Origin of the sequence: Microbacterium sp. Ru50 (assembly GCF_002920555.1) — a bacterium.
Classification (GTDB): domain Bacteria; phylum Actinomycetota; class Actinomycetes; order Actinomycetales; family Microbacteriaceae; genus Microbacterium; species Microbacterium arborescens.
Genome location: NZ_PQSV01000001.1, coordinates 117,691 through 142,406 on the forward strand (window position 1 = coordinate 117,691; position 24,716 = coordinate 142,406).

28 protein-coding genes and 1 tRNA gene are annotated in these 24,716 nt (G+C 70.1%); 16 read left to right on the plus strand and 13 right to left on the minus strand.

Going from position 1 to position 24,716, the window contains the following annotated elements; translation table 11 throughout:
• Positions 1–6 precede the first annotated feature (6 nt).
• The 5 genes from C3481_RS00475 to C3481_RS00495 all read left to right on the plus strand — a co-directional run bounded on the left by C3481_RS00475 (position 7) and on the right by C3481_RS00495 (position 4,118).
• The gene (locus C3481_RS00475) at positions 7–477 is read left to right on the plus strand and encodes a septum formation initiator family protein (RefSeq protein WP_237049176.1); all 471 of its coding nucleotides are present in this window, start codon (positions 7–9) and stop codon (positions 475–477) included.
• A gap of 104 nt (positions 478–581) precedes the next feature.
• Positions 582–1,052, plus strand: a complete 471-nt coding sequence (locus tag C3481_RS00480) for a DUF501 domain-containing protein (protein WP_103841932.1) — start codon at positions 582–584, stop codon at positions 1,050–1,052.
• A complete protein-coding gene (locus C3481_RS00485; RefSeq protein ID WP_064956758.1) occupies positions 1,049–2,314 on the plus strand; it encodes a S8 family serine peptidase in 1,266 nt (421 codons plus the stop codon). Before C3481_RS00480 ends, C3481_RS00485 begins: the two co-directional genes overlap by 4 nt.
• A gap of 43 nt (positions 2,315–2,357) precedes the next feature.
• Positions 2,358–3,794, plus strand: coding sequence for an NAD(P)/FAD-dependent oxidoreductase (locus C3481_RS00490; RefSeq protein WP_036304558.1), 1,437 nt, complete (start codon positions 2,358–2,360; stop codon positions 3,792–3,794).
• A gap of 251 nt (positions 3,795–4,045) precedes the next feature.
• Positions 4,046–4,118 (plus strand) — tRNA-Leu (locus tag C3481_RS00495).
• On the opposite strand, the gene C3481_RS00500 is transcribed toward C3481_RS00495, so the two are convergent.
• Positions 4,078–4,986: an EamA family transporter gene (locus tag C3481_RS00500; RefSeq protein ID WP_103841934.1), complete on the minus strand. Its 909-nt coding sequence runs from the start codon at positions 4,984–4,986 to the stop codon at positions 4,078–4,080. The two genes, C3481_RS00495 and C3481_RS00500, sit on opposite strands and share 41 nt — an antisense overlap.
• Positions 4,987–5,028: 42 nt before the next feature.
• Here C3481_RS00500 and C3481_RS00505 point away from each other — a divergent pair, with 42 nt between their 5' ends.
• From C3481_RS00505 to ilvA, 4 genes are all read left to right on the plus strand, one after another.
• Complete coding sequence (locus tag C3481_RS00505) at positions 5,029–5,508, plus strand: MarR family winged helix-turn-helix transcriptional regulator (protein WP_103840394.1); 480 nt, start codon at positions 5,029–5,031, stop codon at positions 5,506–5,508.
• A gap of 78 nt (positions 5,509–5,586) precedes the next feature.
• Positions 5,587–6,153, plus strand: a complete 567-nt coding sequence (locus C3481_RS00510; RefSeq protein ID WP_023950398.1) for a LemA family protein — start codon at positions 5,587–5,589, stop codon at positions 6,151–6,153.
• Between the two features lie 64 nt (positions 6,154–6,217).
• Positions 6,218–7,399, plus strand: a complete 1,182-nt coding sequence (locus C3481_RS00515; RefSeq protein WP_064956485.1) for an AI-2E family transporter — start codon at positions 6,218–6,220, stop codon at positions 7,397–7,399.
• Positions 7,396–8,622 (plus strand): threonine ammonia-lyase, encoded by a 1,227-nt coding sequence (gene ilvA / locus C3481_RS00520; RefSeq protein ID WP_103840396.1) that lies wholly within the window; start codon positions 7,396–7,398, stop codon positions 8,620–8,622. The genes C3481_RS00515 and ilvA overlap by 4 nt, the downstream gene beginning before the upstream one ends.
• A gap of 25 nt (positions 8,623–8,647) precedes the next feature.
• Here the strand turns inward: ilvA and greA are convergent, their stop codons facing one another.
• Together greA and C3481_RS00530 are read right to left on the minus strand one after the other, a co-directional pair.
• Positions 8,648–9,139 (minus strand): transcription elongation factor GreA, encoded by a 492-nt coding sequence (greA, locus tag C3481_RS00525; protein ID WP_023950404.1) that lies wholly within the window; start codon positions 9,137–9,139, stop codon positions 8,648–8,650.
• A gap of 84 nt (positions 9,140–9,223) precedes the next feature.
• Positions 9,224–9,619 carry a DUF4307 domain-containing protein gene (locus tag C3481_RS00530; protein WP_071918024.1) on the minus strand — a complete coding sequence of 132 codons (396 nt, stop codon included), beginning with the start codon at positions 9,617–9,619 and terminating at the stop codon, positions 9,224–9,226.
• A gap of 80 nt (positions 9,620–9,699) precedes the next feature.
• On the opposite strand from C3481_RS00530, the gene C3481_RS00535 reads away from it, so the two are divergent.
• Positions 9,700–9,945: a hypothetical protein gene (locus tag C3481_RS00535; RefSeq protein ID WP_023950407.1), complete on the plus strand. Its 246-nt coding sequence runs from the start codon at positions 9,700–9,702 to the stop codon at positions 9,943–9,945.
• 15 nt (positions 9,946–9,960) lie between these two features.
• Here C3481_RS00535 and C3481_RS00540 read toward each other — a convergent pair whose 3' ends face one another.
• Complete coding sequence (locus tag C3481_RS00540) at positions 9,961–10,653, minus strand: hemolysin III family protein (RefSeq protein WP_103840398.1); 693 nt, start codon at positions 10,651–10,653, stop codon at positions 9,961–9,963.
• Between the two features lie 96 nt (positions 10,654–10,749).
• Between C3481_RS00540 and C3481_RS00545 the strand changes: the two genes are divergently transcribed.
• Together C3481_RS00545 and C3481_RS00550 are read left to right on the plus strand one after the other, a co-directional pair.
• Positions 10,750–11,526: an isoprenyl transferase gene (locus C3481_RS00545; protein WP_023950409.1), complete on the plus strand. Its 777-nt coding sequence runs from the start codon at positions 10,750–10,752 to the stop codon at positions 11,524–11,526.
• 192 nt (positions 11,527–11,718) lie between these two features.
• On the plus strand, positions 11,719–13,074 hold the full coding sequence (locus C3481_RS00550; RefSeq protein ID WP_023950410.1) for a PhoH family protein: 1,356 nt from the start codon (positions 11,719–11,721) through the stop codon (positions 13,072–13,074).
• 39 nt (positions 13,075–13,113) lie between these two features.
• Here C3481_RS00550 and C3481_RS00555 read toward each other — a convergent pair whose 3' ends face one another.
• The 7 genes from C3481_RS00555 to xseA are packed head-to-tail and all read right to left on the minus strand — an operon-like array spanning position 13,114 to position 19,042.
• Positions 13,114–13,767, minus strand: a complete 654-nt coding sequence (locus C3481_RS00555) for a response regulator transcription factor (protein ID WP_103840400.1) — start codon at positions 13,765–13,767, stop codon at positions 13,114–13,116.
• The gene (locus tag C3481_RS00560; protein WP_023950412.1) at positions 13,764–14,738 is read right to left on the minus strand and encodes a cell wall metabolism sensor histidine kinase WalK; all 975 of its coding nucleotides are present in this window, start codon (positions 14,736–14,738) and stop codon (positions 13,764–13,766) included. Before C3481_RS00560 ends, C3481_RS00555 begins: the two co-directional genes overlap by 4 nt.
• Positions 14,739–14,748: 10 nt before the next feature.
• Positions 14,749–16,143, minus strand: a complete 1,395-nt coding sequence (locus C3481_RS00565; RefSeq protein WP_023950414.1) for an aspartate ammonia-lyase — start codon at positions 16,141–16,143, stop codon at positions 14,749–14,751.
• A 29-nt stretch (positions 16,144–16,172) separates the two neighbouring features.
• Positions 16,173–16,850: a carbonic anhydrase gene (locus tag C3481_RS00570; protein ID WP_036304560.1), complete on the minus strand. Its 678-nt coding sequence runs from the start codon at positions 16,848–16,850 to the stop codon at positions 16,173–16,175.
• A complete protein-coding gene (locus C3481_RS00575; protein ID WP_023950418.1) occupies positions 16,847–17,488 on the minus strand; it encodes a DUF4245 family protein in 642 nt (213 codons plus the stop codon). Before C3481_RS00575 ends, C3481_RS00570 begins: the two co-directional genes overlap by 4 nt.
• On the minus strand, positions 17,488–17,721 hold the full coding sequence (locus tag C3481_RS00580; protein WP_023950420.1) for an exodeoxyribonuclease VII small subunit: 234 nt from the start codon (positions 17,719–17,721) through the stop codon (positions 17,488–17,490). Before C3481_RS00580 ends, C3481_RS00575 begins: the two co-directional genes overlap by 1 nt.
• Positions 17,722–17,731: 10 nt before the next feature.
• The gene (xseA, locus tag C3481_RS00585) at positions 17,732–19,042 is read right to left on the minus strand and encodes an exodeoxyribonuclease VII large subunit (protein WP_023950422.1); all 1,311 of its coding nucleotides are present in this window, start codon (positions 19,040–19,042) and stop codon (positions 17,732–17,734) included.
• A 58-nt stretch (positions 19,043–19,100) separates the two neighbouring features.
• On the opposite strand from xseA, the gene C3481_RS00590 reads away from it, so the two are divergent.
• Both C3481_RS00590 and C3481_RS00595 read left to right on the plus strand, forming a co-directional pair.
• The gene (locus C3481_RS00590) at positions 19,101–20,162 is read left to right on the plus strand and encodes a 4-hydroxy-3-methylbut-2-enyl diphosphate reductase (RefSeq protein WP_084670274.1); all 1,062 of its coding nucleotides are present in this window, start codon (positions 19,101–19,103) and stop codon (positions 20,160–20,162) included.
• The gene (locus C3481_RS00595; RefSeq protein WP_103840404.1) at positions 20,159–20,740 is read left to right on the plus strand and encodes a DUF6264 family protein; all 582 of its coding nucleotides are present in this window, start codon (positions 20,159–20,161) and stop codon (positions 20,738–20,740) included. The genes C3481_RS00590 and C3481_RS00595 overlap by 4 nt, the downstream gene beginning before the upstream one ends.
• A gap of 72 nt (positions 20,741–20,812) precedes the next feature.
• On the opposite strand, the gene fbaA is transcribed toward C3481_RS00595, so the two are convergent.
• The gene (gene fbaA / locus C3481_RS00600) at positions 20,813–21,841 is read right to left on the minus strand and encodes a class II fructose-bisphosphate aldolase (protein WP_103840406.1); all 1,029 of its coding nucleotides are present in this window, start codon (positions 21,839–21,841) and stop codon (positions 20,813–20,815) included.
• A 211-nt stretch (positions 21,842–22,052) separates the two neighbouring features.
• On the opposite strand from fbaA, the gene glpX reads away from it, so the two are divergent.
• Together glpX and C3481_RS00610 are read left to right on the plus strand one after the other, a co-directional pair.
• Entirely contained in the window at positions 22,053–23,042 is a 990-nt protein-coding gene (gene glpX / locus C3481_RS00605) for a class II fructose-bisphosphatase (RefSeq protein ID WP_036304839.1), read from the plus strand.
• 131 nt (positions 23,043–23,173) lie between these two features.
• Positions 23,174–23,356, plus strand: a complete 183-nt coding sequence (locus C3481_RS00610; RefSeq protein ID WP_023950432.1) for a hypothetical protein — start codon at positions 23,174–23,176, stop codon at positions 23,354–23,356.
• 38 nt (positions 23,357–23,394) lie between these two features.
• On the opposite strand, the gene rmuC is transcribed toward C3481_RS00610, so the two are convergent.
• Positions 23,395–24,642: a DNA recombination protein RmuC gene (rmuC, locus tag C3481_RS00615; RefSeq protein WP_103840408.1), complete on the minus strand. Its 1,248-nt coding sequence runs from the start codon at positions 24,640–24,642 to the stop codon at positions 23,395–23,397.
• Between the last annotated feature and the right edge of the window lie 74 nt (positions 24,643–24,716).

A 24,716-nucleotide genomic window follows, 5' to 3' on the forward strand; every position in this document is an offset into this window, starting at 1 on the left:
GGAGCCGTGGTCAAGACGACGGCTCCCTCTTCTCGTTCCCGGCGGCGTGTCGACGTCCGCGAGTGGATGGGCGGCATCCGGGTGTCGGGCTTCGCCTTCATCATGCTCGGGCTCGTCGTTCTCGCGGCCTGCGTGCTGGTCCCGTCGGTCAGCACGTACCTCGACCAGCGCGCGCAGATCGCCGCGCTGGAGGAATCGGTGCGCGTCGGTCAGGACGAGGTCGACGCTCTCTCCGCCGAGCGCGAGCAGTGGCGCGATCCGGCGTTCATCATGACGCAGGCGCGCGAGCGGCTCTATTACGTTCGTCCCGGCGAAGTCGTCTACCTCATCGACGACGATCTCCCGGCATCCGCGGTGCCCGATGATCCGGCGGCAGTCTCGAGCGACGTCGAACGTACCCGCACCGACTGGATGTCGCAGTTCGTGCGCTCGGTCGTGACCAGCGGATCCGCGCGTACGGCCGCCACCGCCCCGTGAGCACCGGTGCCGTGCCGCCCCAGGAGTCAGCCGGCGGCGGACGGTAGCCTGTCAGGGTGACTGCTCCCGCTCTGACGCCCGCGACCGACGCCGACCTCGAGGTCATGCGCGAGCAGCTGGGACGCCCGATGCGCGGCGTGGTGGGGATCGCGGCGCGGTGCGTGTGCGGCAATCCGACGGTCGTGTCGACCGAGCCGCGGCTGCCCGACGGCACGCCGTTCCCGACGTTCTACTACCTCACCCACCCCGGTGCCACCGCCGCGATGTCGGCGCTCGAGGCGACCCATGTCATGCGGGAGCTCTCCGACCTGCTGGCCGACGACTCCGACATCGCCGCGGCCTATCGGCGCGCCCACGAGCAGTACCTCGCCGACCGCGCCGCGTACGGGGAGGTCGAAGAGATCGCTGGCATCTCGGCCGGGGGCATGCCGACGCGCGTCAAGTGCCTGCACGCCGTCGCCGCCCACGCCCTCGCGGCAGGGCCCGGGGTCAACCCCATCGGCGACCTCGCGCTCGAGCGATCCACGTGGTCGCCCGAGCGGTGCAGCTGCGCGAACCCCCGGGTGGCCGCGTGACCCGGCGCGTCGGGCGATTCCTGCGCGCGACCGTCGTCGGCGTGCTCGTCGTCACCGCGGCGACGGCGGGGGCGGTGGCGCCTCCGACCGACCCGGCGCGCCAGGCGGAGTACTGGCTCGACGACTACGGCATCCGCACGGCGTGGCAGACCACACGCGGTGCGGGTACGACCATCGCGGTCATCGACACCGGCATCGGACGTGGGCCGGCCGAATTCGAGGGGGCGGTCAGCGCGGGAGCGGACTTCTCGGGCTCGGGCAGCGCCGACGGCCGCACTCCGGTAGGAGGCGACGACCGCGACCACGGCAGCTGGGTCGCCTCGCTGGCGGCATCCCGCGGCACGGGTCCTGACGCCGGGATGATCGGGGTGGCACCCGAAGCGAAGCTGCTGTCGCTGTCGATCGGATTCGGCGGCGCCTCCGACATCCCGTTCGCCACGCAGGTCGCCGACGCCATGACGTGGGCCGTCGACCAGGGCGCCGACGTCATCAACCTCTCCTTCACGACGAACCTGCTCGAATGGGACCCGTCGTGGGACACGGCGTTCCAGTACGCGTACGACCACGACGTCGTGGTCGTCGTCGCCGCCGGCAACCGGGGGACCGGCACCGACCGCGTCGGGGCGCCGGCGACGATCCCGGGTGTTCTCACCGTCGGCGGTGTCGACCGCGGCGGAGTCGCGAGCCAGGAGGCGTCGACGCAGGGCATCACGATCGGCATCTCGGCGCCGAGTGAGGGCCTGCTCGGGGTGTCCGCCGACGGCCGGATCGTGGTGTGGGACGGAACCAGCGGGGCAGCCCCGATCGTCGCGGGCGTCGCGGCGCTGGTGCGCTCGGCGCACCCCGGGCTCGACGCGAACAACGTCATCAACCGCATCATCAAGACGGCCCGCGCGGTGCCCGGCGTCTCGGCGAAGCCCGACCCGCTCTATGGGTACGGGCTGCTGGATGCCGCGGCCGCGGTGACCGCCGCCGTTCCGGCCGTGTCGGAGAACCCGATGGGCGATCTCGCGGAATGGGTGCGCATCTACCGCCGGGCGGAGCAGGCGCCCGCACCGCAGCCCACGACCTCGCCGATCGCGCTTCCGGAGCTCCCTGCCGCGGACCCTCCGTCTGAAGCCGGTTCGCCGCTGCTGCCGAGCATGAATACGCTGCTGTACGGGACCGTCCCGCTCGTGGGTGCGACCATGGCCGCTATACTGGTGGCGCTCGGCGTCACTGCTGCTGTCCGGCGCATCCGATCGGCCCGCGCGTCGCGCTAGCCGAGCCCCCGATCAAGGAGTTCTTCCGAACGTGTCCACATCTGTGCCCCAGATCCTCGTCGTCGGTGGCGGCTACGCCGGCTTCTACACTGCGTGGAAGCTCGAGAAGCACCTCCGCAAGGGTGAGGCCGAGGTCACCATCGTCGACCCGCTGCCGTACATGACCTACCAGCCGTTCCTCCCCGAGGTGGCCGCCGGTGAGATCGAGGGCCGCCACGTCGTCGTGGGTCTCCGCCGTCACCTCAAGCGGACGAACGTCGTCAACGCCAAGGTCACGAAGATCGACCACGCGAACAAGGTCGCCACGATCACGCCCGCTGAGGGCGAGCCGTGGGAGCACCGTTACGACCAGATCGTCGTGACCGCCGGCGCCGTCTCGCGCACCTTCCCGATCCCGGGCATCGCCGACAACGCGATCGGCCTGAAGACGGTCGAAGAGGCCATGGCGATCCGCGACCGCATCCTCACCAACTTCGACCGCGCGGCGAACCTGCCGGCCGGTCCCGAGCGTGACCGTCTGCTGACCGTCGTCGTCGTCGGCGGCGGCTTCGCGGGCATCGAGGTCTTCGCCGAGCTGCGTGCGATGGCGTCGTCGCTGCTGAAGAGCTACCCCCAGCTGCGCTTCGAGGACACGCACTTCCACCTCATCGAGGCCATGGGCCGCATCATGCCGGAGGTCTCGCTCGAGACGAGCCAGTGGGTGCTGAAGGACCTCGCGAAGAAGGGTGCCAACGTGCACCTCGACACGCAGGTTCAGGGCGCCGAGGGCGGCAATGTCGCCCTGTCGACCGGCGAGGTCATCCCGACCGACGTCATCATCTGGACCGCCGGTGTGATGGCTAACCCGACCGTCGTCCGCGGCAGCGACCTGCCTGTCGAGGAGCGCGGCCGCATCCGCACGCGCGCCGACCTCCGCGTGGGCACGCCCGAGGAGATCGTCGAGGGCGCCTGGGCCGCCGGCGACATCTCGGCCGTTCCCGACCTGAGCGGCGGCGGTGTCGGCGGGTACTGCGTTCCCAACGCGCAGCACGCGGTCCGTCAGGCGAAGCTGCTCGCGAAGAACCTCGTCGCGGTGCTCCGTGGTGAGACGCCGCGCGAGTACTTCCACAAGAACCTCGGTGCCGTCGCAGGTCTCGGCCTCGGCAACGGCGTGTTCCAGTCGGGCAAGATCGCGATCAAGGGCTTCTTCGCCTGGGTCGCGCACCGCGGCTACCACGGCCTCGCGATGCCCTCGTGGGAGCGCAAGTGGCGCGTCGTCGGCGACTGGTGGATGAACTTCTGGCTCGGTCGCGACAACGTGGCGCTCCAGGGCACGCTCACCCCGCGCGCCGCGTTCGAGGAGTTCGCCGCGCGTCCCCGCCCCGCGCAGCCGGCCGCGGAGAACCCGCAGCCGCCGATCGACCCCAAGAGCGTGGCGAAGGACGAGGGCGCTGCAGCGGTGGCCCCGGCCGAGAAGGACAACAAGGTCAACGCGAGCTGACACCCAGCTGCCATGAGGCCCCCGCACCGCACGGTGACGGGGGCCTCATCGTTTCTGCTCAGGGGCCGGCTGCGGGTTGGGTTGGCAGGTTGCGCCCCTTCGCGGGTTGTGAGTGGGCGTGTGCTGCCCGGTGAGGGGGTGGTGTGTGGCCGGCTGCGGGTTGGGTTGGCGGGTCGCGCCCCTTCGCGGGCCGTGAGTGGGCGCGTGCTGCCAGGTGAGGGGGTGGTGTGGGGCCGGTAACGTGGGGGCGGGCCCCCGTAGCCCAATGGCAGAGGCAGGCGACTTAAAATCGCTTCAGTGTGGGTTCGAGTCCCACCGGGGGTACGGGCGTCGCTTTCGGGCGCGGCTGCGCCACAGCGGCGGTGACCGATGCGAGCACCGCCACCAAGCCGACGGCTTGCAGCGCGCTCAGGGTCTCTCCCGCGACGATCAGCCCGAGCAGCACGGCCACGACGGGGCTCAGCAGTCCGACGAAGGCGGGCAGGCGCGTCGGCAGCGATCGCACGCCCCGGAACCACAGCACGTAGGCGAGGGCGGTGCCGATGAGCGTGAGGTATGCGTAGGCGCCCAGCTCGCTCACCGAGGGGAGCGCGTCCGGGAGCGGCTCGACGAGAAACGTGAGCATCGCGAGCACGAGCCCGCCGGTCACCAGCTGCCACGCCGTCATCGCGAGGGGCGGCTGACCGGAGCCCCAGCGCTTGGTCAGCACCGTCCCGACGGCCATCGAGACGGCCCCGCCCAGCGCCGCCGCGATGCCGACCGGGTCGAGGTCGGCGCCGCCCGGCGCGACGATGAGCCCGACGCCGACGACCCCGGCGGCGCCTGCGACGACCGTGACGACGGTGAGGCGCTCCGACAGCATCCGCCACCCGAGCACCGCCACGAGGAGCGGCTGGATGCCGCCGACGACGGCGGCGACACCTCCGGGAAGCCGGTCGGCGGCGACGAAGAGACACCCGAAGAACGCGGTGAAGTTCAGGGCGCCGAGAACCCAGGAACGCCACCACCACGATCCGGTGGGCAGCCGCCGAGCGGCGAGGAGCAGGATCAGTCCCGCCGGCAGGGCGCGCACCGTCGCGATCAGCAGCGGATGCCCCGGCGGGAGGAACGTCGTCGTGGTGAGGTATGTGGTTCCCCAGACGGCGGGGGCGATGGCGGTCAGGGTGACGAGAGCGACTCGATTGCTAAGCACTTAGCCACTATAGCGAAGCGCTTAGCGACTAGGATGACGGACATGGACCACGTGGACCGGATCCTCGAACAATGGGCTCGCGAGAAGCCCGGCCTCGACGTGAGCCCGATGGCCGTCATCGGGCGACTCGGGCGGGCCGCCGCATCCGTCGACGCGCGGCTCGCCGCGACCTTCGCGAGCCACGGCATCGACGCCGCGACCTTCGACGTCCTCGCGACCTTGACCCGGCAGGGGGCGCCCTATGAGCTGACGCCGGCCGCACTCGCCGCGGATGCCATGATCACCTCCAGTGCTGTCGCACAGCGGCTGAACCGACTCGAGGGCCTCGGCTACGTCAGCCGCCATCCCGACCCCGCGGACGGCCGTGGCAAGATCGTCCGGCTGACCGCACACGGTCGCGCCGTCGTCGAACGCGTGCTCCCGGACCATCTGGAGACCGAGCGTGCGGTGCTCGCGCCGCTCTCGGGCGGCGAGCAGGCGCAGCTCGCCGAGCTGCTCTCCCGACTCGCCCCCGGTGGGTAAGACCTGCGAGTTCCGCCGCGCGGCGGATTCGGCCCGAGGCGCGCTGGTTAGACTGGTCGCAGAGAGAGGGGACATGCAATGGAGTGGCTGATCCCGGTCATCGTCGTCGTCGCGCTGCTTGCCATCGTCGGCATCTATCTGTGGGCGACGTACAACTCGCTCGTGGCGCTGAACGTCCGTGTCGACGAGGCGTGGAGCGACATCACGGTGCAGTTGAAGCGCCGCGCCGACCTCCTCCCCAACCTCATCGACACGGTTCGTGGCTATGCCGCACACGAGAAGGCGGTGTTCGAGAACGTCACCCGTGCGCGCGCGGAGATCCTGTCGGCGAGCGGACCCGCCGAGGCGGGCGTGGCGGAAGGCCACGTGCAGCAGGCTCTGAAGTCGCTCTTCGCGGTCGCGGAGGCGTACCCCCAGCTGCAGGCCAGTCAGAACTTCCTCCAGCTGCAGCAGGCGCTCGTCGACACCGAAGACAAGATCCAGGCCTCTCGCCGCTTCTACAACGGCGGCGTGCGCGAGCTGAACACGAAGATCAAGGTGTTCCCCAACAACCTGTTCGCCCGCAGCCTCGGATTCACCGAGCGCGAGTTCTTCGAGGTCGAGAACGGGGCGGCGATCGCCGAGCCCCCCCGCGTCCAGTTCTGAGCACCCGCTCTGAGACGGCTCCGGGCGGTCGGGCGGGCGCGCCCCGGAGTCTTAGACTGACGGGATGAGCGACGACAAGGTCGGGCGGTCGTTCCTCGACGCCCTGCGCAACCGGACCGTTGCGACCGAGACGTCGACGAGCATTCCTCGCGGCCTGCGTCTGGCGACGGCGTACTCGTGGCGGCTGCTCGTGGTCGCGGCCGCCGCCGGCGTGGCCATCTGGATCATCATCCAGTTGAAGCTGCTCGTCATCCCGCTACTCATCGCCATCCTCATCGCCGCCCTCCTGTGGCCCGGACTGCTCTGGATGCTCGAGCACCGTGTGCCGCGCTGGGCAGCGATCGTGCTGAGTGTGCTCGCGACGATCGCCGTGATCTCGGGTCTGCTCTGGCTCGCGATCTGGCAGATCAGCCGGCAGTGGGCGTCCGTGCAGGCGCGCACGGTCGAAGCGGTCGGTCAGCTCCGCCAGTACCTCATCGACGGGCCGCTCCATCTCACCTCGACGGAGATCGACGGCCTGTTGAAGCAGGGGTGGGGCTTTCTCGAGCAGCAGGCCTCGCTGCTGTGGTCGGGCGCCCTCGCGATCGGATCCACCGTGGGTCATGTGGCTACCGGCGCGCTCTTGGTGCTGTTCATCCTGCTGTGCATCCTCGCTGACGGCGGTCGCATCTGGCGCTGGGTCGTCCGCCTCTTCCCGCGTCAGGCGCGGCCCGCGGTCGACGGCGCGGGTCGCACCGGATGGCGCACGGTCGTGACCTACGCCCGCACGCAGCTGCTCGTCGCGACGATCGACGCGACGGGCATCGGCCTGGGCGCGCTGTTCCTCGGCGTGCCGCTGGCCGCTCCCATCGCGGTGCTGGTGTTCCTCGGAGCGTTCATCCCGTTCGTCGGTGCCGTTGTCACGGGAGCTCTCGCCGTGTTCCTCGCGCTCGTCTACAACGGCCCCTGGATCGCCCTGTGGATGCTCGTGATCGTGCTCGGTGTGCAGCAGCTCGAGGGGCACATCCTGCAGCCGTTGCTGATGGGGTCGGCTGTGAAGGTCCATCCGCTCGCCGTCGTCATCGTCGTCGCCGGCGGAGCGATGATCGCGGGCATCCCGGGCGCGCTGTTCGCCGTGCCGCTGGCCGCATTCGTCAACGTCGTCGTGCTCTACATTTCGCGACGATCGTGGGAGACCGGGGTCGCGCCGCGACCCGATGAGATGATCTGGAGCACTGTGCCCCGAGACCGGAGGAAGAACGCATGACCGGACCCACTCCGGCCGATCTCGACGCCGCGGCAGCCGTGCTCGACGGCGTCGTCACCCGCACGCCGATGGAGTACTCCGAGCACCTCTCGGATCTCCTGGGCGTGCCCGTGCACCTGAAGCTCGAGAACCTGCAGCGCACCGGGTCGTTCAAGATCCGCGGCGCGACCTACCGCCTCTCCCGGCTGACCGCGGAGGAGCGCGCTCGCGGTGTGGTCGCGGCCTCGGCGGGAAACCACGCGCAGGGCGTCGCGCTCGCAGCGCAGAAGCTCGGCATCCCGGCGACGATCTTCATGCCGCTCGGGGTTCCCGTCCCCAAGCTTCTCGCTACTCGCGGCTATGGCGCGGACGTCGTGCTCGAGGGAGCGACGGTCGAGACGCCGCTCCGCCTGGCGGCGGAGTTCGCGGAGCGGACGGGTGCGGTGCTCATCCATCCGTTCGACCACCCCGACGTCATCACGGGACAGGGGACGCTCGGGCTCGAGGTCGTCGATCAGGTGCCCGACATCGAGACGCTTCTCATTCCCATCGGGGGAGGCGGGCTCATCGCCGGTGTCGCGGCCGCCGTGAAGGGCCGCGCGGCGGCCGAGGGGCGACGGGTGCGCGTGATCGGCGTTCAGGCCGAGAACGCCGCCGCCTATCCCTCGTCGCTCGCGGCGGGGATGCCGCTGGCGGTCGAGACGACGCCGACCATCGCCGACGGCATCGCGGTCGCGCGTCCCGGTGACGAGACGTTCGCGGTGATCCGCGAGCTCGTCGACGAGGTCGTGACCGTCTCGGACGACGACATCGCCCGCGCGCTCCTGGTGCTCCTCGAGCGTGCGAAGCAGGTCGTCGAGCCGGCGGGCGCCGTCGGCGTCGCCGCGATCCTCGCGGGCAAGGTCACGGCGTCGGGACCGACGGTCGCGGTCCTCTCCGGCGGGAACATCGACCCCCTGCTGCTGCAGCGGGTGGTGTCACACGGACTCGCGGCATCCGGACGCTACATGACGCTGCAGATCCCGCTGCCCGACCGTCCCGGCCAGCTCGCACGCGTCTCGGAGCTGTTGTCGGTCGCGGGGGCGAACGTGATCGAGGTGCTGCACACCCGCCACGGGCAGGGGCTGCAGATCAGCGAGGTCATCCTCCAGCTCAGCGTCGAGACGCGGGGCGAGGAGCATCGCGCTCAGGTCATCTCGATCCTCGAGGATGCCGGCTTCGCGCCGAAGGTCGTCGCCGATTGACGAACGCCGGCGCGAAGCCGAGTGGTCACTGACCCGAGTAGGTCTCGACCTTGACGATCTCGACGGAGATCTCGCGTCCGTTGGGCGCGGTGTAGGAGGTCTTGTCGCCCTCCTTGAGGCCGAGGATCGCCTCGCCGAGCGGTGAGGCCTCGCTGTAGACGTCGAGCTCGGAGCCGGCGGCGATCTCGCGGCTGCCGAGCAGGAAGACCTCCTCGCCGCCCGCGACGAGCGCGGTGACGACGGTCCCTGACAGTACCGTGCCGTCGGACTCGGGGGCCTCGCCGACGGTGGCGTCCTTGAGCAGCTGCTGGAGCGTGCGGATGCGCGCCTCCTGCTTGCCCTGCTCGTCCTTGGCGGCGTGGTAGCCGCCGTTCTCCTTCAGGTCGCCTTCCTCGCGAGCTGCCTCGATGCGCTTGGCGATCTCTTCGCGGCCCGTCGTCGAGAGGTGTTCGAGCTCCGCGACGAGACGGTCGTAGGCGTCCTGCGTGAGGAAGGTGACGGGAGCGTCGTTCGACATGTGATCTCCTTGGACTGGCGCGGCGCACAGCCGCCTATGGCGAACGCCCCGGCATCCGACCGGGGCGCACAAGAAATGCCTAGACTACGGGATCCAGCAGGAGGTCACCAAACCATTCGTCGCGAGGGCGACGGTGGGGATGGTCTCGGTGAAAGCTCGCGAGACGCCGTCCGCCGCGGGGTATTCCACGACGCGCCAGCCGACCACGCCGTGCTCGGTGTCCTGCGCCTCGAGCGCACAGGCGAGCGGCTTGTCGCGCGCGCCGCTGACTTGGAACGAGACGACGACGGAATGCTCGTCGATCACCTCGAACCCGGTGGCGTCGGTGTCGACGGAGGTGATGGCCCCGCTGACCGTCGTCCACGCCACGAGTCCGAGGATGCCCGCGCCGAGGACGCCCGCGACGGCGATCAGGATGCGGCGGGAACGCTTCTCGCGCGTCCGACCGTAGCGCTGGTCGAGCTTGAGCTGCGTCGTCATGGTGGCGGTCTCCGAGGGGGTTCTGACGGGATTAGGCTGGTGTTTCCAGGCTAAGCGCTTCTCGCGCAGATCGAGGAACCATGAACTCCCTCCTGTGGCTCACATCGGCGGCGACTCCGATCCCCGAGATCACGGTCGACCCCACGTCGGTCACCCCCGGTCCGTGGGGCTTCGGAGCGATCGTGATCCTGACGATCGCGGTGGTGCTCCTGCTGCTCGACATGCTGCGACGGGTCCGGCGCGGCCGGTACCGCGCCGAGGTGCGCGAGCAGCTCGACGAGGAGGACGCCGCCGCTCGCGGCGAGCAGGACGCCGATACCCGCTGACCCCGGGCGCCGGCCTCAACCCGCGTGGTATGCGGGCTGGAGCGCGATGAGCAGGCACGCCGTCCAGTGGCAGAGGAACGCCAGGACCGTGCACACGTGGAAGATCTCGTGGAATCCGAAGTGTCCCGGCCAGGGGTTCGGCTTCTTCACCGCGTAGACCACGGCGCCGCCGCTGTAGAGCAGACCGCCGACGATCACGAGGATCATCATGGCGGCGTTGGCTTGGAACAGCGGCACGATGTACATCACGGCGGCCCAGCCCAGTGCGAGGTACAGCGCGACGTAGAGCCAGCGCGGCGCGTGTATCCAGAACACGCGGAAGAATATCCCCGCGATCGCGCCTCCCCACACCAGTGACAGCAGCAGCACGGTCTGCTCGGTGGGAAGCGCCAGCACCGCCAACGGCGTGTAGGTTCCGGCGATCAGAAGCAGGATGTTCGCGTGGTCGATCCGCTTGAGGATCGCCTTGGTGCGCGGTTTCCAGTCGAAGCGGTGATAGAGCGCCGAGTTGCCGAACAGAAGCAGCGAGGTGGTCATGAACACGGCGCTCGCCCACTTGGCCGGCGCGCCCTGTGCGAGGACGATCAGAACGATGCCGGCGGCGATCGCCACGGGGAAGGTTCCGGCGTGGATCCAGCCCCGCCACGACGGGCGCAGCTCGATCTGAGCGCTCGCAGCAGCGGCGTCCAACAGGGGGAGCTGGGGCATCTCGACGCCCTCATCGGGTGCGGGTCGGGTCACATTACGAGAGTACGCGCCGCCATATGCCAGCGTTCACATGAGGGCGGGGAGTAACGTAGGGGAGTGGCTGCGAACCGCGGACGAGGACCCCTCTATCGCCTGTATGCGTCCCGGCTGCGCCGGCACCTGACGCCGGAGACCGTTCCGCATCACGTCGCCATGATGATCGACGGCAATCGCCGGTGGGCGCGCCAGGCGGGCTACCCGACTCCTGCGGAGGGGCACCGCGCCGGGGCGGCGAAGATGTACGAGTTCCTGCGGTGGTGCGACGAGCTCGGCATCCGCGTCGTGTCGCTCTATCTGCTCTCCCACGACAATCTCGCCAAGCGCGACTCGCGTGAACTCGCCGACCTGCTCGAGATCATCGCGGAGCTGGCCGAGACGCTCTCGAGCGAGCCGGGCTGGCGCGTGCAGCACGTGGGCCGTGCGGCGCAGCTGCCCGAGGACCTCGCCCGGGTTCTCGCCAAGGCCGAGGATCGCACCCGGGACAACACCGGTCTGCACGTCAACCTGGCGGTGGGATACGGCGGGCGGGGCGAGATCGTCGACGCCGTGCGCAGCATCATCACGAGCCACCACGAGCGCGGCGGATCGATGGAGGAGCTCGCGGAGAGTCTGACGCCCGAGCAGATCGGCGAGCACCTCTACACCGGTGGGCAGGCCGACCCCGATCTCGTCATCCGCACATCGGGTGAACAACGCCTGAGCGACTTCCTGCTGTGGCAGTCGGCCCACAGCGAGTTCTACTTCGTCGAGGCGCTCGGTCCGGACCTTCGCGAAGTGGACTTCCTGCGCGCAATCCGCGACTTCGCGACGCGCGACCGCCGCTTCGGCGGCTGACGCGCCCGGTCCGCAACGCAGAGTTCACCGTCGCGAAATGTTCGCGGGCGTGTCGCGCTGGCGGCGCGCAGGTCGGCCGCCGTACTGTCGTCGCAACGGGCACGGCGCCCGTTCGAGTCGGCCTTCTCACGACTCGTGACCCCTGGTCGACTCGTGTGAATCGGGTGAGACACCCGAGGCGGGGAGTGGGTTGTGGCCGCACGAGCAACAGAGCAGCAGCGTCGCGTCATCCACGGCGGAGGTGAGGAGCTCGACCAGGAGCTGCGCACCTACGTGCTGGACACGTCGGTCCTGCTGAGCGATCCGCGAGCGTTGTTCCGCTTCGCCGAGCATTCGGTGGTCGTCCCCGTCGTGGTCGTCACCGAACTCGAGGGAAAGCGGCACGATCCCGAGATCGGGTACTTCGCGCGCCAGGCGCTGCGTCACCTCGACGACCTGCGGGTCGAGCACGGCCGTCTCGACTTCCCGGTGCCGGTCGGTGAAGGCGGCACATTGCGCGTCGAGCTGACGAACACCGACCCCTCTGTGCTTCCGGCGGGGATGCGGCTGGGCGACAGCGACACCCGCATCCTCGCCGTCGCCATGCACCTCGCTCAGGAGGGTCAGCCCGTCACGGTGGTGTCGAAGGACCTGCCCATGCGCGTCAAGGCGGCCTCGCTCGGCATCAGCGCCGAGGAGTACCTCGCCGAGCAGGCCGTGGACTCCGGATGGACCGGGATCGCCGGCATCGATCTCTCCGGTGACGAGATGAGCGACCTCTACGAGAGCGAGGTCGCCACGAGCGACGAGGTGCGCGGGGTGCCCGTGAACACCGGACTCGTGATCCACTCCGAGCGCGGCTCCGCGCTCGGGCGGGTGACGGGCCCGGGCTCGTTCCGCCTCGTACGGGGCGACCGCGACGTCTTCGGGCTGCACGGACGTTCGGCCGAGCAGCGGATCGCGATAGACCTCCTGCTCGACCCCGAGGTCGGCATCGTCTCGCTCGGCGGCCGAGCCGGGACCGGCAAGTCCGCCCTCGCGCTGTGCGCGGCCCTGGAATCGGTGCTCGAGCGGCAGCAGCAGCGCAAGATCATCGTGTTCCGCCCCCTCTTCGCCGTCGGCGGGCAGGAGCTCGGGTATCTTCCCGGCGACGCCCAGGAGAAGATGAATCCCTGGGGCCAGGCCATCTTCGACACGCTCGGGTCGGTCGTCTCCGCGAACGTCGTCGAGGAGATCATCGCGCGCGGGCTGCTCGAGGTGCTGCCGCTCACCCACATCCGGGGTCGCTCGCTCCACGACGCGTTCGTCATCGTCGACGAGGCCCAGTCGCTCGAGCGCAACGTGCTGCTGACGGTGCTGAGCCGCATCGGTCAGAACTCGCGTGTCGTGCTCACCCACGATGTCGGGCAGCGCGACAACCTGCGGGTGGGACGCCACGACGGCATCGCCTCGGTCATCGAGACACTCAAGGGACACGACCTGTTCGGGCACGTGACGCTCATGCGGTCGGAGCGTTCGGCGATCGCTGCGCTCGTGACCGATCTTCTCGAGGCGGGCGAACTCAGCTAGTCCCGGATGGGGCCGGCCTCGGGAAGACCGGGGCCGGCCTCACTCCCAGCGGTAGCCCTCGCCGCGCAACGTCACGATGCGCGATGCGCCGACCTTGCCGCGCAGATAGCGAACGTACACGTCGACGACGTTGGAGCCCGGGTCGAAGTCGAGCTCCCAGACGCGGCTGAGCAGCGTCTCGCGGCTGAGGACCTCCCCGGCATGGCGGAGGAACTGCTCGGCGAGGGCGAACTCGCGCGCCGACAGGTCGATGTCCCGACCATCGACCGTCGCGCGGCGGGTCAGCATGTCGAGACTGACCCCGTCGCGGGTGATGACGGTGGCCGGGCCCGCGCTCTCGCGCAGTCGCGAACGCACACGAGCGAGGAGCTCGGCGACCACGAACGGCTTCGGCACGTAGTCGCTCGCACCGGCATCCAGCCCCTCGACCGTGTCGTTCGTGCCGCTGCGCGCGGTCAGCATGATGACGGGTACCGCCGAGCCCGACGCCCGGATGCGGCGCAGCACGTCGAAGCCATCGATGCCGGGGAGCCCCACGTCGAGGATGATCAGGTCGACCTGCTCCGTCTCGAACAGCTCGAGCGCCGTCTCGCCGTCCTCGGCGACGAGGGATTCGAGCCCGTCGGTGCGCAGCGCGCGCTCGAGGAGGGCGATGATGTGGGGCTCGTCGTCGACGAGCAGGATGCGGGTCATCCGATCTCCTTGCGCTGCAGGACGACTTCTCCCGCCCTCACCGGCGCCGGAAGACGCAGGCTCGAACGGAGCGGAATCGTGATGGTGAAGGTCGCGCCGCCGCCGGCGGTGTCGGTGACGGCGCAGGATCCGCCGTGGCCCTTGGCGATCGCGTCGACGATCGCGAGGCCGAGCCCCGAGCCGCCCGCCGATCGGCGACGGCCGCCGCGGTCGAACCGGCGGAAGATGCGGTGGCGGGCCGCCGGCGGGATGCCCGGGCCGTGGTCGCGCACCCAGAGGTGGAAGGCTCCGGCGTAGACGCCGCTGCCGAGCTCGATGGCCGTGCCGGCCGGGGTGTGCTTCGCGGCGTTGTCGGCAAGCTGAAGCCACGCCTGCAGCAGGCGGTCGGCGTCGCCGTGGATGATGCCGCGCTGCGTGGCCTCCACCGCCCATTCGTGGCCGGGGATAACGGTGACGAGGTCGACCACCCGCTGAGTGAGGCCCTCGATGTCGACCTCGTCCATGGCGAAACGCTCTCCTTCGACCGAGGCGAGCAGGTCGATGTCGCCGATGAGGCGCGTCATCCGGTCGAGCTCGCCGATCGCGATCTCGCGCACGGTGTCGACATCCGCGGGGTCGGTCGCGTCGACGAGCTCGAGGTGCCCCCGCACGATGGCGATCGGCGTCTTGAGCTCGTGGCGAACGTCATCGAGCAGTCGTCGCTGCGACTCGACCGCCGCATCGAAGGCGTCCTGCGCCGCCGCCTCGCGCGGCGGGGTGGCCAGGAGAGGCCAGCCCACGAGCCACAACGTGACGAGGGTGCCGACGCCGACGGCGGCGAACACGAGGACCGCTGCCCAGGGGAGCTCTGCTCCGAGCAGGAGGAAGACCAGCAGCGAACCGATCGCGGCGACGACGAAGCCGGCGCACACGATCACCAGGACGATCCCCAGGATGCGTGCGCGCCGGGCTTCCGACCGCGACGGGTTCACCCTCCGATTATCAACCAGGGTGCGTCATCGACAGCAGGTCGAGCTTCTCGTCGAGCTGCGCCTCGGTCAGCTCGCCCCGCTCGACGTAGCCCAGGTCGAGCACGGCCTCGCGAACCGTGATGCCCTTGGCGACGGAGTGCTTGGCGATCTTCGCGGCAGCCTCGTATCCGATGAGCTTGTTCAACGGGGTGACGATCGACGGCGACATGCCGGCGAACGCGGCGGCACGCTCGACGTTCGCCTCCAGGCCGGCCACCGTCTTGTCGGCCAGTACGCGCACGGCGTTCGAGAGAAGGCGGATCGACTCGAGCAGCGCGGTGCCCATCACCGGGATGGCGACGTTCAGCTCGAACGAGCCGGATGCTCCGGCCCACGCGACCGTGGCGTCGTTTCCGATCACCCGGGCGGAGACCATCAGCACAGCCTCGGGCACGACGGGGTTGACCTTGCCGGGCATGATCGACGACCCGGGCTGCAGGTCGGGGATGTGGAGCTCGCCGAGGCCGGTGTTCGGGCCCGAGCCCATCCAGCGGATGTCGTTGTTGATCTTCGTCAGCGACACGGCGATGGTGCGCAGTGCGCCGGACGCCTCGACGAGGCCGTCTCGGTTGGCCTGGGCCTCGAAGTGGTCCTTCGCCTCGGTGATCGGCAGTTCGGTCTCGGCCGCCAGCAGCTCGATGACCTTCTGCGGGAAGCCGAGGGGCGTGTTGATGCCCGTCCCGACGGCGGTGCCGCCGAGGGGGACCTCGCCGACGCGCGGCAGCACGGCCTGGACGCGCTCGATGCCGAGGCGCATCTGGCGCGCGTAGCCGCCGAACTCCTGACCGAGGGTCACCGGCGTGGCATCCATGAGGTGCGTGCGACCGGACTTCACGACGTCCTTCCACTCCTCGGCCTTCGTCTCGAAGGCGACCGCGAGGTGGTCGAGGGAGGGGATGAGGTCGTCGATGAGCGCCTGGGTCACGGCGATGTGCACCGACGTCGGGAAGACGTCGTTGGAGGACTGCGACGCGTTGACGTGGTCGTTCGGGTGCACCGTGCTGCCGAGCGCGCGGGTCGCGAGGGTGGCCAGCACTTCGTTCATATTCATGTTCGACGAGGTGCCGGAACCGGTCTGGTACGTGTCGACGGGGAAGTGCGCGTCGTAGCGGCCCGTGACGACCTCATCCGCTGCTCCGGCGATCGCGTCCGCGATGGCGGGGTCGAGCGTGCCGAGCTCCTTGTTGGCGAGCGCCGCGGCCTTCTTGATCCGTGCGAGAGCGGCGATCTGGCTCGACTCGAGCCCCGAGCCCGAGATCGGGAAGTTCTCGACCGCGCGCTGGGTCTGCGCGGCGTAGAGGGCGTCCTTCGGGACGCGGACCTCTCCCATGGTGTCGTGCTCGATGCGGTACTCGATGTCGGTCACGTCGTTGTTCCTCTCTCGGTGTGATGTCGTCAGGATGCGGCGTCGTCGTGGACGTCGCCGAGGATGATGGAGGCTTCGGCGGCGCCCTCGCCGAGGCGGTAGTTCGCTCCGATGATCGCCAGTCGCCCCTCGGCGACGGCCGTGCTGATGAGCTCGGACGCGTGGAGGAGCTGGCCGACGGTGTCGCGCAGGTGCTCGCGACCCACGACCTCGGGGTCGACGGTCTCGGGCGTCACGCCGGCGTCGGCTCCGGCCCGCAGGACGCGGCGCACGGCGGGCACGATGGGGGAGATCTGACGCCAGATGAGCGGCGGCAGCGGGGGAGCGTCGATGCCGGTGCTGTCGATCGCGGCACGCACCGCGCCGCAGGCGTCGTGGGCGAGGACGACGATCAGCGGCACGTTCAACACCGCGACGGCGTACTCGAGGCTGCCGACGACGGAGTCGGAGATGACCTGGCCGGCGTTGCGGATCACGAAGAGGTCGCCGAGGCCCTCGTCGAAGATGATCTCGGCCGCGAGGCGCGAGTCGGAGCAGCCGAAGAGCGCGGCGCGCGGAGTCTGCGAGCCGGCGATCTCGTGGCGTCGCTCGACGTCCTGCCGGGGGTGACGCGGGGCGCCCTCGACGAATCGGATGTTGCCCGCGCGCATCTCGTCCCAGGCCTCCTGGGGCGTGGGGGATGCCGGAGCGGCCGCGGTCGACGTCATGGTGTCTCCTCCTGCAGTTCGACGATCTGGGTCGCGAGGCCGCGCGCAGCGGTGCGGACGGTCTCGGCGTCGATGGCCCCGCCGCCGTAGACGAGGATGGTGTCGGCTCCCGCCTGCGTCGTCAGGGCGTAGGAGATATTCCCGGCGCGCGCAGGGTCGGGGATCTCGAAGACCTCCCACGACACACCGTCGATGGTCTCGGTCGAGGTCGTGCGCGCGCCGCTGATCTGCCGCGATGCCCAGCCGGCGTCGGCGTCGAACGCCTGCTGCACGTTGACGTACCCGCTGGCGGGCGCGTAGACGATCTCCCAGGTCTGGACGTCGTCGCCGGCGAGCTCCGCCTTGTTCACGCGCCACGACTCGGGGACCTCGGGAGCCACGAGCTCGCGGCCGATGCCCGAGCCGACGTCGGCCGCGACCGCAGCGACGTCGATGCCGGGCTGCTCGGGGACCGAGCCGCGCGGCACCGCGAAGACGATCACCGCCACGACGGCGACCGTGACGATGAGCGCCGCGAGCAGGTTCCGGACGTTCTGGCTCGAGCGGTAGACCTGTGACGACGCGGCCTTCCGCGCCGCTGTCTCGTCGGGTGTCTCGGGCCGCCCCAGCTCGGCGACGACGCGAGGCCCCTTGGCCATCACGCGTCGTCCGCGCGCGTGGCGCGCGCTTCGTCGAGCCGGCGTTTGGCACCGAGCAGCCATTCCTCGCACCGAGCTGCGAGCTGCTCGCCGCGCGTCCACAGGGCGAGCGACTGCTCGAGGGTCGGCGCCCCCTGTTCGAGCTCGGCCACGACGCGGACCAGCTCGTCGCGCGCCTGTTCGAAGCTGAGGGTCTCGACGTCGGCGGAGAGCCCTTCGGCCGGCGGAGTCATGTCAGCCATTCTAGGACGGGTCCGCCGGTGAGCCCGCCGCCTCCGCTGGCGCGGCCCCATCGTCGACGACGCCCTCGGACCGCGCCGCGAAAGCGCCGCGACCGACGGTGACGGTGACGTGCGCGCCCGCCGGGGCCTGCGCCGCGTCGCGGATGATGACTCCCTCGTCGAGATGGGCGATCGCGTAGCCGCGGTCGAGGGTCGCTCCCGGGGAGAGCGCGCGCAGAGTCGCGCGGAGACGGGACACCTCGTGTCCCGCGGCGTCCATGCGGCGCGTCACGACGTCGCGACCGCGCGCCGTGAGGACGTGGAGTTCGTGCGCACGGGTCGTCATGAGCGATTCCGGATTGCGCAGCACCGGCCGCGATCGCAGCTGCTCGAGCTGCGCGAGATCGTGCGAGACGCGCTGGGTCAGTCGCGTGCGGGCGCGGCTGCGCAGCTGCTCGACGAGCGCGCGCTGCTCCGCGACGTCGGGCACGACCCGCTTGGCGGCGTCCGTCGGCGTCGAGGCGCGAAGATCGGCGACGTCGTCGAGGAGCGGATGGTCGTTCTCGTGTCCGATCGCCGAGACCACGGGGGTGGTCGCCGCGGCCACGGCGCGCAGCAGCCGCTCGTCGCTGAAGCCGAGGAGCGTCTGCGGGTCGCCGCCGCCGCGCGCGATGACGATCACGTCGACTTCGGGGTCGGCGTCGAGGGTGCGCAGCGCCGCGATGGTCTCGGGCACGCACCGGTCGCCCTGCACCGCCGCGTGGACGGTGCGGAAGGAGACATGGGGCCAGCGCAGCTCGGCGTTGCGGTGCACGTCGCGCTCGGCGTCGCTGCGCTCACCCGTGATCAGTCCGATCGTGTGGGGGAGGAACGGCAGGGTCTTCTTGCGCGAAGGGTCGAACAGCCCTTCCGACCGCAGCTTCGCGCGCAGACGCTCGAGCTGGACGAGCTGATCGCCGAGGCCGGTCGGGCGCATGGCCGACACGGTGAAGGAGAAGTCGCCGGACTTCACGAAGTAGTCGCTCTTGACGCACGCGACGACGCGATCGCCGACCTGGGGGCTCGCGCCGAGCCGCTGCAGCGTGCTCGACCAGAGGCGGAACGACAGCGCGGCATCTGCCTCGGCATCCTTCAAACGGCCGAAGACATGACCGCCGCGGAGGTTCCACGACGTGATCTCGCCCTCGACCCACACGGCGTTCCATCGCTGCACGAAGTCGCGGATGGTCTCGTTGAGCCGCGAGATCGAGGTCGGCGTCTGCGGTGAGGAGTCGCGGGGGTGGACGGCATCCGGCGGCGGCGTCTGATCGGGCGCGGTCTCGAACGACGGCATGGGGCTCCTCACGGCCGGTTCCGAGCGGCCGACAGGATGCGCCTCGTAGAATCGAGGAGTGAGCACTCCCGCCGTCCGGCTGCCCGTTCCCCGCGTGCCGGGGCGTCACGGCCGTCTCCAGGATATCCCTGTGGGCGCCGCCAAGCGGGTGCTCCTCGCGGCCCCGCGCGGCTACTGCGCCGGGGTGGACCGTGCCGTCGTCGCCGTCGAGAAGGCGCTCGAGCGCTTCGGCGCTCCCGTCTACGTGCGCAAGCAGATCGTGCACAACATCCATGTTGTGCGCGAGCTCGAGGAGCGGGGAGCGGTCTTCGTCGACGAGGTCGACGCCGTGCCGGAGGGGGCCCACGTCGTCTTCAGTGCTCACGGCGTGTCGCCCGCCGTCGTCTCGGCGGCCTCCGAGCGGAGCCTCCAGGCGATCGACGCGACGTGCCCGCTGGTGACCAAGGTGCATCGTGAGGCCGTGCGGTTCGCGCGCGACGACCGCGAGATCCTGCTGATCGGCCATGAGGGGCATGAGGAGGTCGAAGGGACCGCGGGCGAGGCGCCTGAGCACATCACGATCGTGACGTCGCCCGAGCACGCCGACACCGTCGAGGTGCGCGATCCGTCGCGGGTCGTGTGGCTGTCGCAGACGACGCTGTCGGTCGACGAGACGATGGAGACCGTTCGGCGCCTGCGCGTCCGGTTCCCCGAGCTGCAGGATCCGCCGTCGGACGACATCTGCTACGCGACCCAGAACCGGCAGGTCGCGATCAAGAAGATCGCGGCCGAGACCGACCTCGTGATCGTCGTGGGGTCGGCGAACTCCTCCAACAGTGTGCGGCTCGTGGAGGTCGCGCTCGAATACGGCGCTCGTGCCGCGTACCGCGTCGACTACGCCGACGAGATCCGCCAGGAGTGGCTCGACGGCGTCCGCACGGTCGGGGTCACGAGCGGCGCGTCGGTGCCCGAGGTGCTCGTGCAGCAGGTGCTCGCGAGCCTCGCGGACGCCGGGTACGCCGACGTCGATGAGGTCCGCACCGCGGAGGAAGACCTGATGTTCTCATTGCCGAAGGAACTGCGGACGGATGCAGCCGGCACGGAGGACGCCCGCGCACGCGGCGGACGGGGCCGGTCATGAGCGAGCAGGAACGTCCGCGCCCGCAGTACGGCGAGTACGCCACCCCCGAGGAGCAGCGCGCCCGCATCGCGGCACTGGGCGGAGAAGCACCGCACCCCGATGCGGTCGAGACGGCGCAGGTGCCGGCCCGCTCAGCGGCATCCCGCCCGCACGAGTCCGCGCGACAGCAGCTTCCCTCGCCGCGGCCGACCACGTCAGCCGCGCGCCCCACGCGGCTCGCCGACCGCATCATCACGGTGGCCCTGCTCGCTTACGGCCTGGTGACGGTGCTCGGCGCCATCCCGCAGCTGGTCGACTTCACGGGCTTCGCGCAGACGTGGATGGACATGGCGGGCATCGAGGGGACGCTCGCCGACCCCGCGGGCGGGCGAGCCTGGGGCATCGCGGCCGCTGTCGTCTACGGAGCCGGGTGGCTGCTGACGGCGGCGCTGTCGTGGTGGTCGCTGTCGCTGCGCCGGCTGTCATGGTGGATCCCGCTCGTCGGCGCGATCGTCACCTTCGTCATCGTGAGCCTGCTGCTGGCGGCTCCGCTGCTGTCGGACCCGGGCGTGATCGACGGGTTCTCGACCGGACGCTGACGCACGCCCCAGAACGACGCAACGGCGCCCCGCGGACGAATCCGCGGGGCGCCGTTGCGTGTGGTGGAGCCGTCAGCTCTGGGACTGGCCGAAGGAACCGAGCTGCTTGGTGGCCTCGACGACGCGAGCGGCCATCGCCGACTCGGCCTTCTTGCCCCAGGCGCGCGGGTCGTAGGCCTTCTTGTTGCCGACCTCGCCGTCGACCTTCAGGACGCCGTCGTAGTTCTGGAACATGAACCCGGCGACCGAGCGCGTGAAGGCGTACTGGGTGTCGGTGTCGATGTTCATCTTCACGACACCGTTCGCCACGGCGAGGGCGATCTCCTCGTCGGTCGAGCCGCTGCCGCCGTGGAAGACGAGGTCGAGCGGCTTCTCGCCCGTGCCGAACTTCGAGGCGATGCCGGCCTGGATCTCGCCGAGCAGCTCGGGCTTGAGCTTGACGTTGCCCGGCTTGTAGACGCCGTGGACGTTGCCGAACGTGAGGGCGGCGATCCAACGCCCCTGGTCACCGAGGCCGAGGGCCTCGACGACCTGGGAGACGTCGCCGGTCGTCGTGTAGAGGGCGTCGTTCGAGCCCTCGTGCTGCACGCCGTCCTCCTCGCCGCCGACGACGCCGATCTCGACCTCGAGGATTGCGCGGATCGCCTTGATGCGGGGCAGGAGCTCCTTGGCGATCTCGATGTTCTCGGCGAGCGTCACGGCCGAGCCGTCCCACATGTGCGACTGGAAGATCGGCTGCCCGCCGTCGGCGACGGCTTCCTCGGATGCCGCGATGAGCGGCAGCAGGAAGTCGTCCAGGGCCGGCTTCGGGCAGTGGTCGGTGTGGAGCGCGACCGTGATGGGGTAGTTCTTGGCGACTTCGTGCGCGAACTTCGCGAAGGCGAGCGCGCCGGTGGCGCGGCCTTTGACGGTGTGTCCGGCGAAGTAGTCGGCGCCACCGGTCGTGACCTGGATGATGCCGTCGGAGCCGGCCTCGGTCAGACCCTGGAGGACGGCGTTGATGGACTGCGAGCTGGCAGCGTTGATGGCGGGGTAGGCGAAACCACCGGCCTTCGCGCGATCCAGCATCTCTGCGTACTGTTCGGGGGTGGCGATGGGCATGAAAGCTCCTCAGATCGGCGGTGTTACCGAGCCCACTTTATCGAAGGCGGCTGTCGCCGTCCGCGGCGCGGCCGGAGAAACGATGCGCCGTGTTTGCGGAGCGCGCGCCAGACGGCTCGGCCTACCGATCTGTTAAGAATCCCGATTCCTTCGTTGCGGCACGGATGAAAACGAGCCGTCGTCACGCAGTGGCCGACCTATGCTGTGCCCCATGGTGAGTTTGACCGCCGACATGAGTCCGCTGCATCCCGATCGAAACCTCGCGCTCGAGCTCGTGCGCGCGACCGAGGCGGCGGCGATCCGTTCGGTGCCGTTCATCGGCCGCGGGCAGAAGGAGCTCGCCGATGGGGCGGCGGTCGATGCGATGCGCGCGTTCCTCACCACCGTGAACTTCGACGGCGTGATCGTCATCGGTGAGGGCGAGAAGGATGCCGCTCCCATGCTGTTCAACGGCGAGAAGGTCGGCACCGGTCGCGGGCCACAGGCCGACATCGCCGTCGACCCGATCGACGGGACCACTCTCACCGCGGAGGGACGGAACAACGCGCTCTCGGTCATCGCGGTGGCCGACCGGGGCGCGATGCTCGATGCCTCGTCGGTGTTCTACATGGACAAGCTCGTCACCGGCCCGGCGGGTGTCGGCGTCGTCGACATCCGGCTGCCGATCGCCGAGAACATCCGGCGACTCGCGAAGGCTCTCGGGAAGCCGGTCGATGAGCTGGTGGTCTCGGTCCTCAATCGCCCGCGTCACGCGCAGCTGATCCAGGAGATCCGGGATGCCGGCGCGGGTACGCGACTCATGAGCGATGGTGACGTCGCGGGCGGGATCAACGCGGCGCGGCACAACGCGCGCACCGACATGTGCGTGGGCATCGGGGGCAGCCCGGAGGGCATCGTCACGGCATGCGCGATCAAGGCCCTCGGCGGCCACATCCAGGGGCGGCTCTGGGCCCGCGACGACGACGAGAAGCAGCGTGGCATCGACGCGGGACTCAGCCTCGACGGCCACGTGTATGAAGCGGACGACCTGGTGCGGGGCAAGAACACGATCTTCGTCGCGACGGGCGTGACCAACGGTGAGCTCGTCGGGGGTGTTCGGCGGGAGGGCGATTACGTCTACACCGAGAGCGTCGTGCTGCGCGGCGCTTCGGGGACGCTGCGTCGGATCACCTCGGAGCACCTCACCTCGAAGTGGCTCTGACACGGGGCGGGTAACTATCACGACACGACTGCGTGTCAACCACTGATGCTCCCAGCGAGGCTCTGTCACAATGGGCAGCGGTATCAACGGCGATGACCACCCTCATGTCAGCACCCGGGAGAACCATGTCGATGACAGCAAACAACCCGCCGACCGGTCAGGTCGCGGTGACGATCGACCCCGCGCGACGTCCGGACGTTCTGCTGCGCCGGCGCCACCCGGAGGGGCACCAGATGAGCGCCTGGTGGATGATCGGCGCTTTCGTCGCGGTCTCGGTCGCCGTCGTCGGCCTCGTCAACATGTTCCCGGCCTGACCCGCGAGCCCCGCTCTTTCACACCCTCTACGGCGGCGTCACAGCCGCTCACGAAGCTCCCCGACGTCCGCGCTGAGCAGCTCGGGGGCTGTCGTCATCCTCGTCGATGCCTCGATCGGACTCGGCGCACTCGTCGCCTCGAGCCGTGTCTCGTCGATTCCCGGGAACTTCCGCGCCGTCACGAGCACCCTGCTCTCGAGCGTGCCCACGAACTTGTTGTAGGACTCGACCGTTCGCTCGATCGCTCGCCGCAGGTCGTTCGCGTGTGACGCGAGGCCGCCGAGCCGCTGGTACAGCTCGTTGCCGAGGTCGAACAGGCGCCGGGCCTCGTCGGAGACATCCTGCTGAGTCCACGTGTACGCCACCGTCTTGAGCACAGCCCACAGGTTCACCGGCGAGGCGAGGGCGACGCGCCGGCTGAACGCGTAGTCGAGCAGCGCCGGGTCTTCGTCGAGAGCCGCGGCGAGGAGTGATTCGCTGGGGATGAAGCAGACCACGAACTCGGGACTCGAGCTGAGACCCTGCCAGTAGGCCTTCTTCGCGAGCGCATCGACGTGGGCGCGGACCGCCTTGACGTGCGCCGTCAGCAGCGTCTTGCGGCGCCGGGCCTCCTCACCCTGCGCGGTGACGGGGATCGCGCTCGCCTCGAGGTAGGAGTCGAGCGGCACCTTCGCATCGACCGCGAGCGCCTTGTCGCCGGGGAGGCGCACGACCAGGTCGGGGCGTCCGGCTCCGCTGTCGGAGGAGATGCTGGACTGCAGTTCGAAGTCGACGTAGCGCGTGAGCCCGGCGGACTCGACGATGCGTCGGAGCTGCGTCTCGCCCCAGACGCCGCGTGCGGCGCTCGACCGCAGGGCGCCGGCGAGCGATTCCGTCGTCGATCGGAGCGCCTCGTCGGTCTCGCGCCCGAGCCGCAGCTGCTCTGCGACCGAGCCGAACTGCTCGCTGCGTTCGCGCTCAAGCAGCTCGACCTTCGCCTGCATCGCCTGCAGCGACTCCTGGACCGGGGCGAGCGCACGCAGCACGGCCTGCTCGCGGCGTTCGCGTTCGTCGCGAGCGGCCTGATCGAGCCGAGCCTGCGTGCCGAGCTCGCGCTGCAGCTCGCGCTGTCGTTCCAGTTGCTCGGCGTGGGCGTCACGCTCGGCCTCCGCGACCGCAGCGCGCGCTTCGAGCCGAGCGCGGTCGGCTGCTCCGTCGCGTGAGGCGCGAACGGAGCCAGCGAACCAGCCGGCCGCGGCGGCGATCGCGGCGACGACGATGAGGATGAAGACGAGAGCGGCGTCCATGTGTCCAGGATGCCGGGTGCCTCCGACATCGCCCGGAGGCGGGTTGCGCGGCGCGGCGCGCGCGTGCCGGAAGC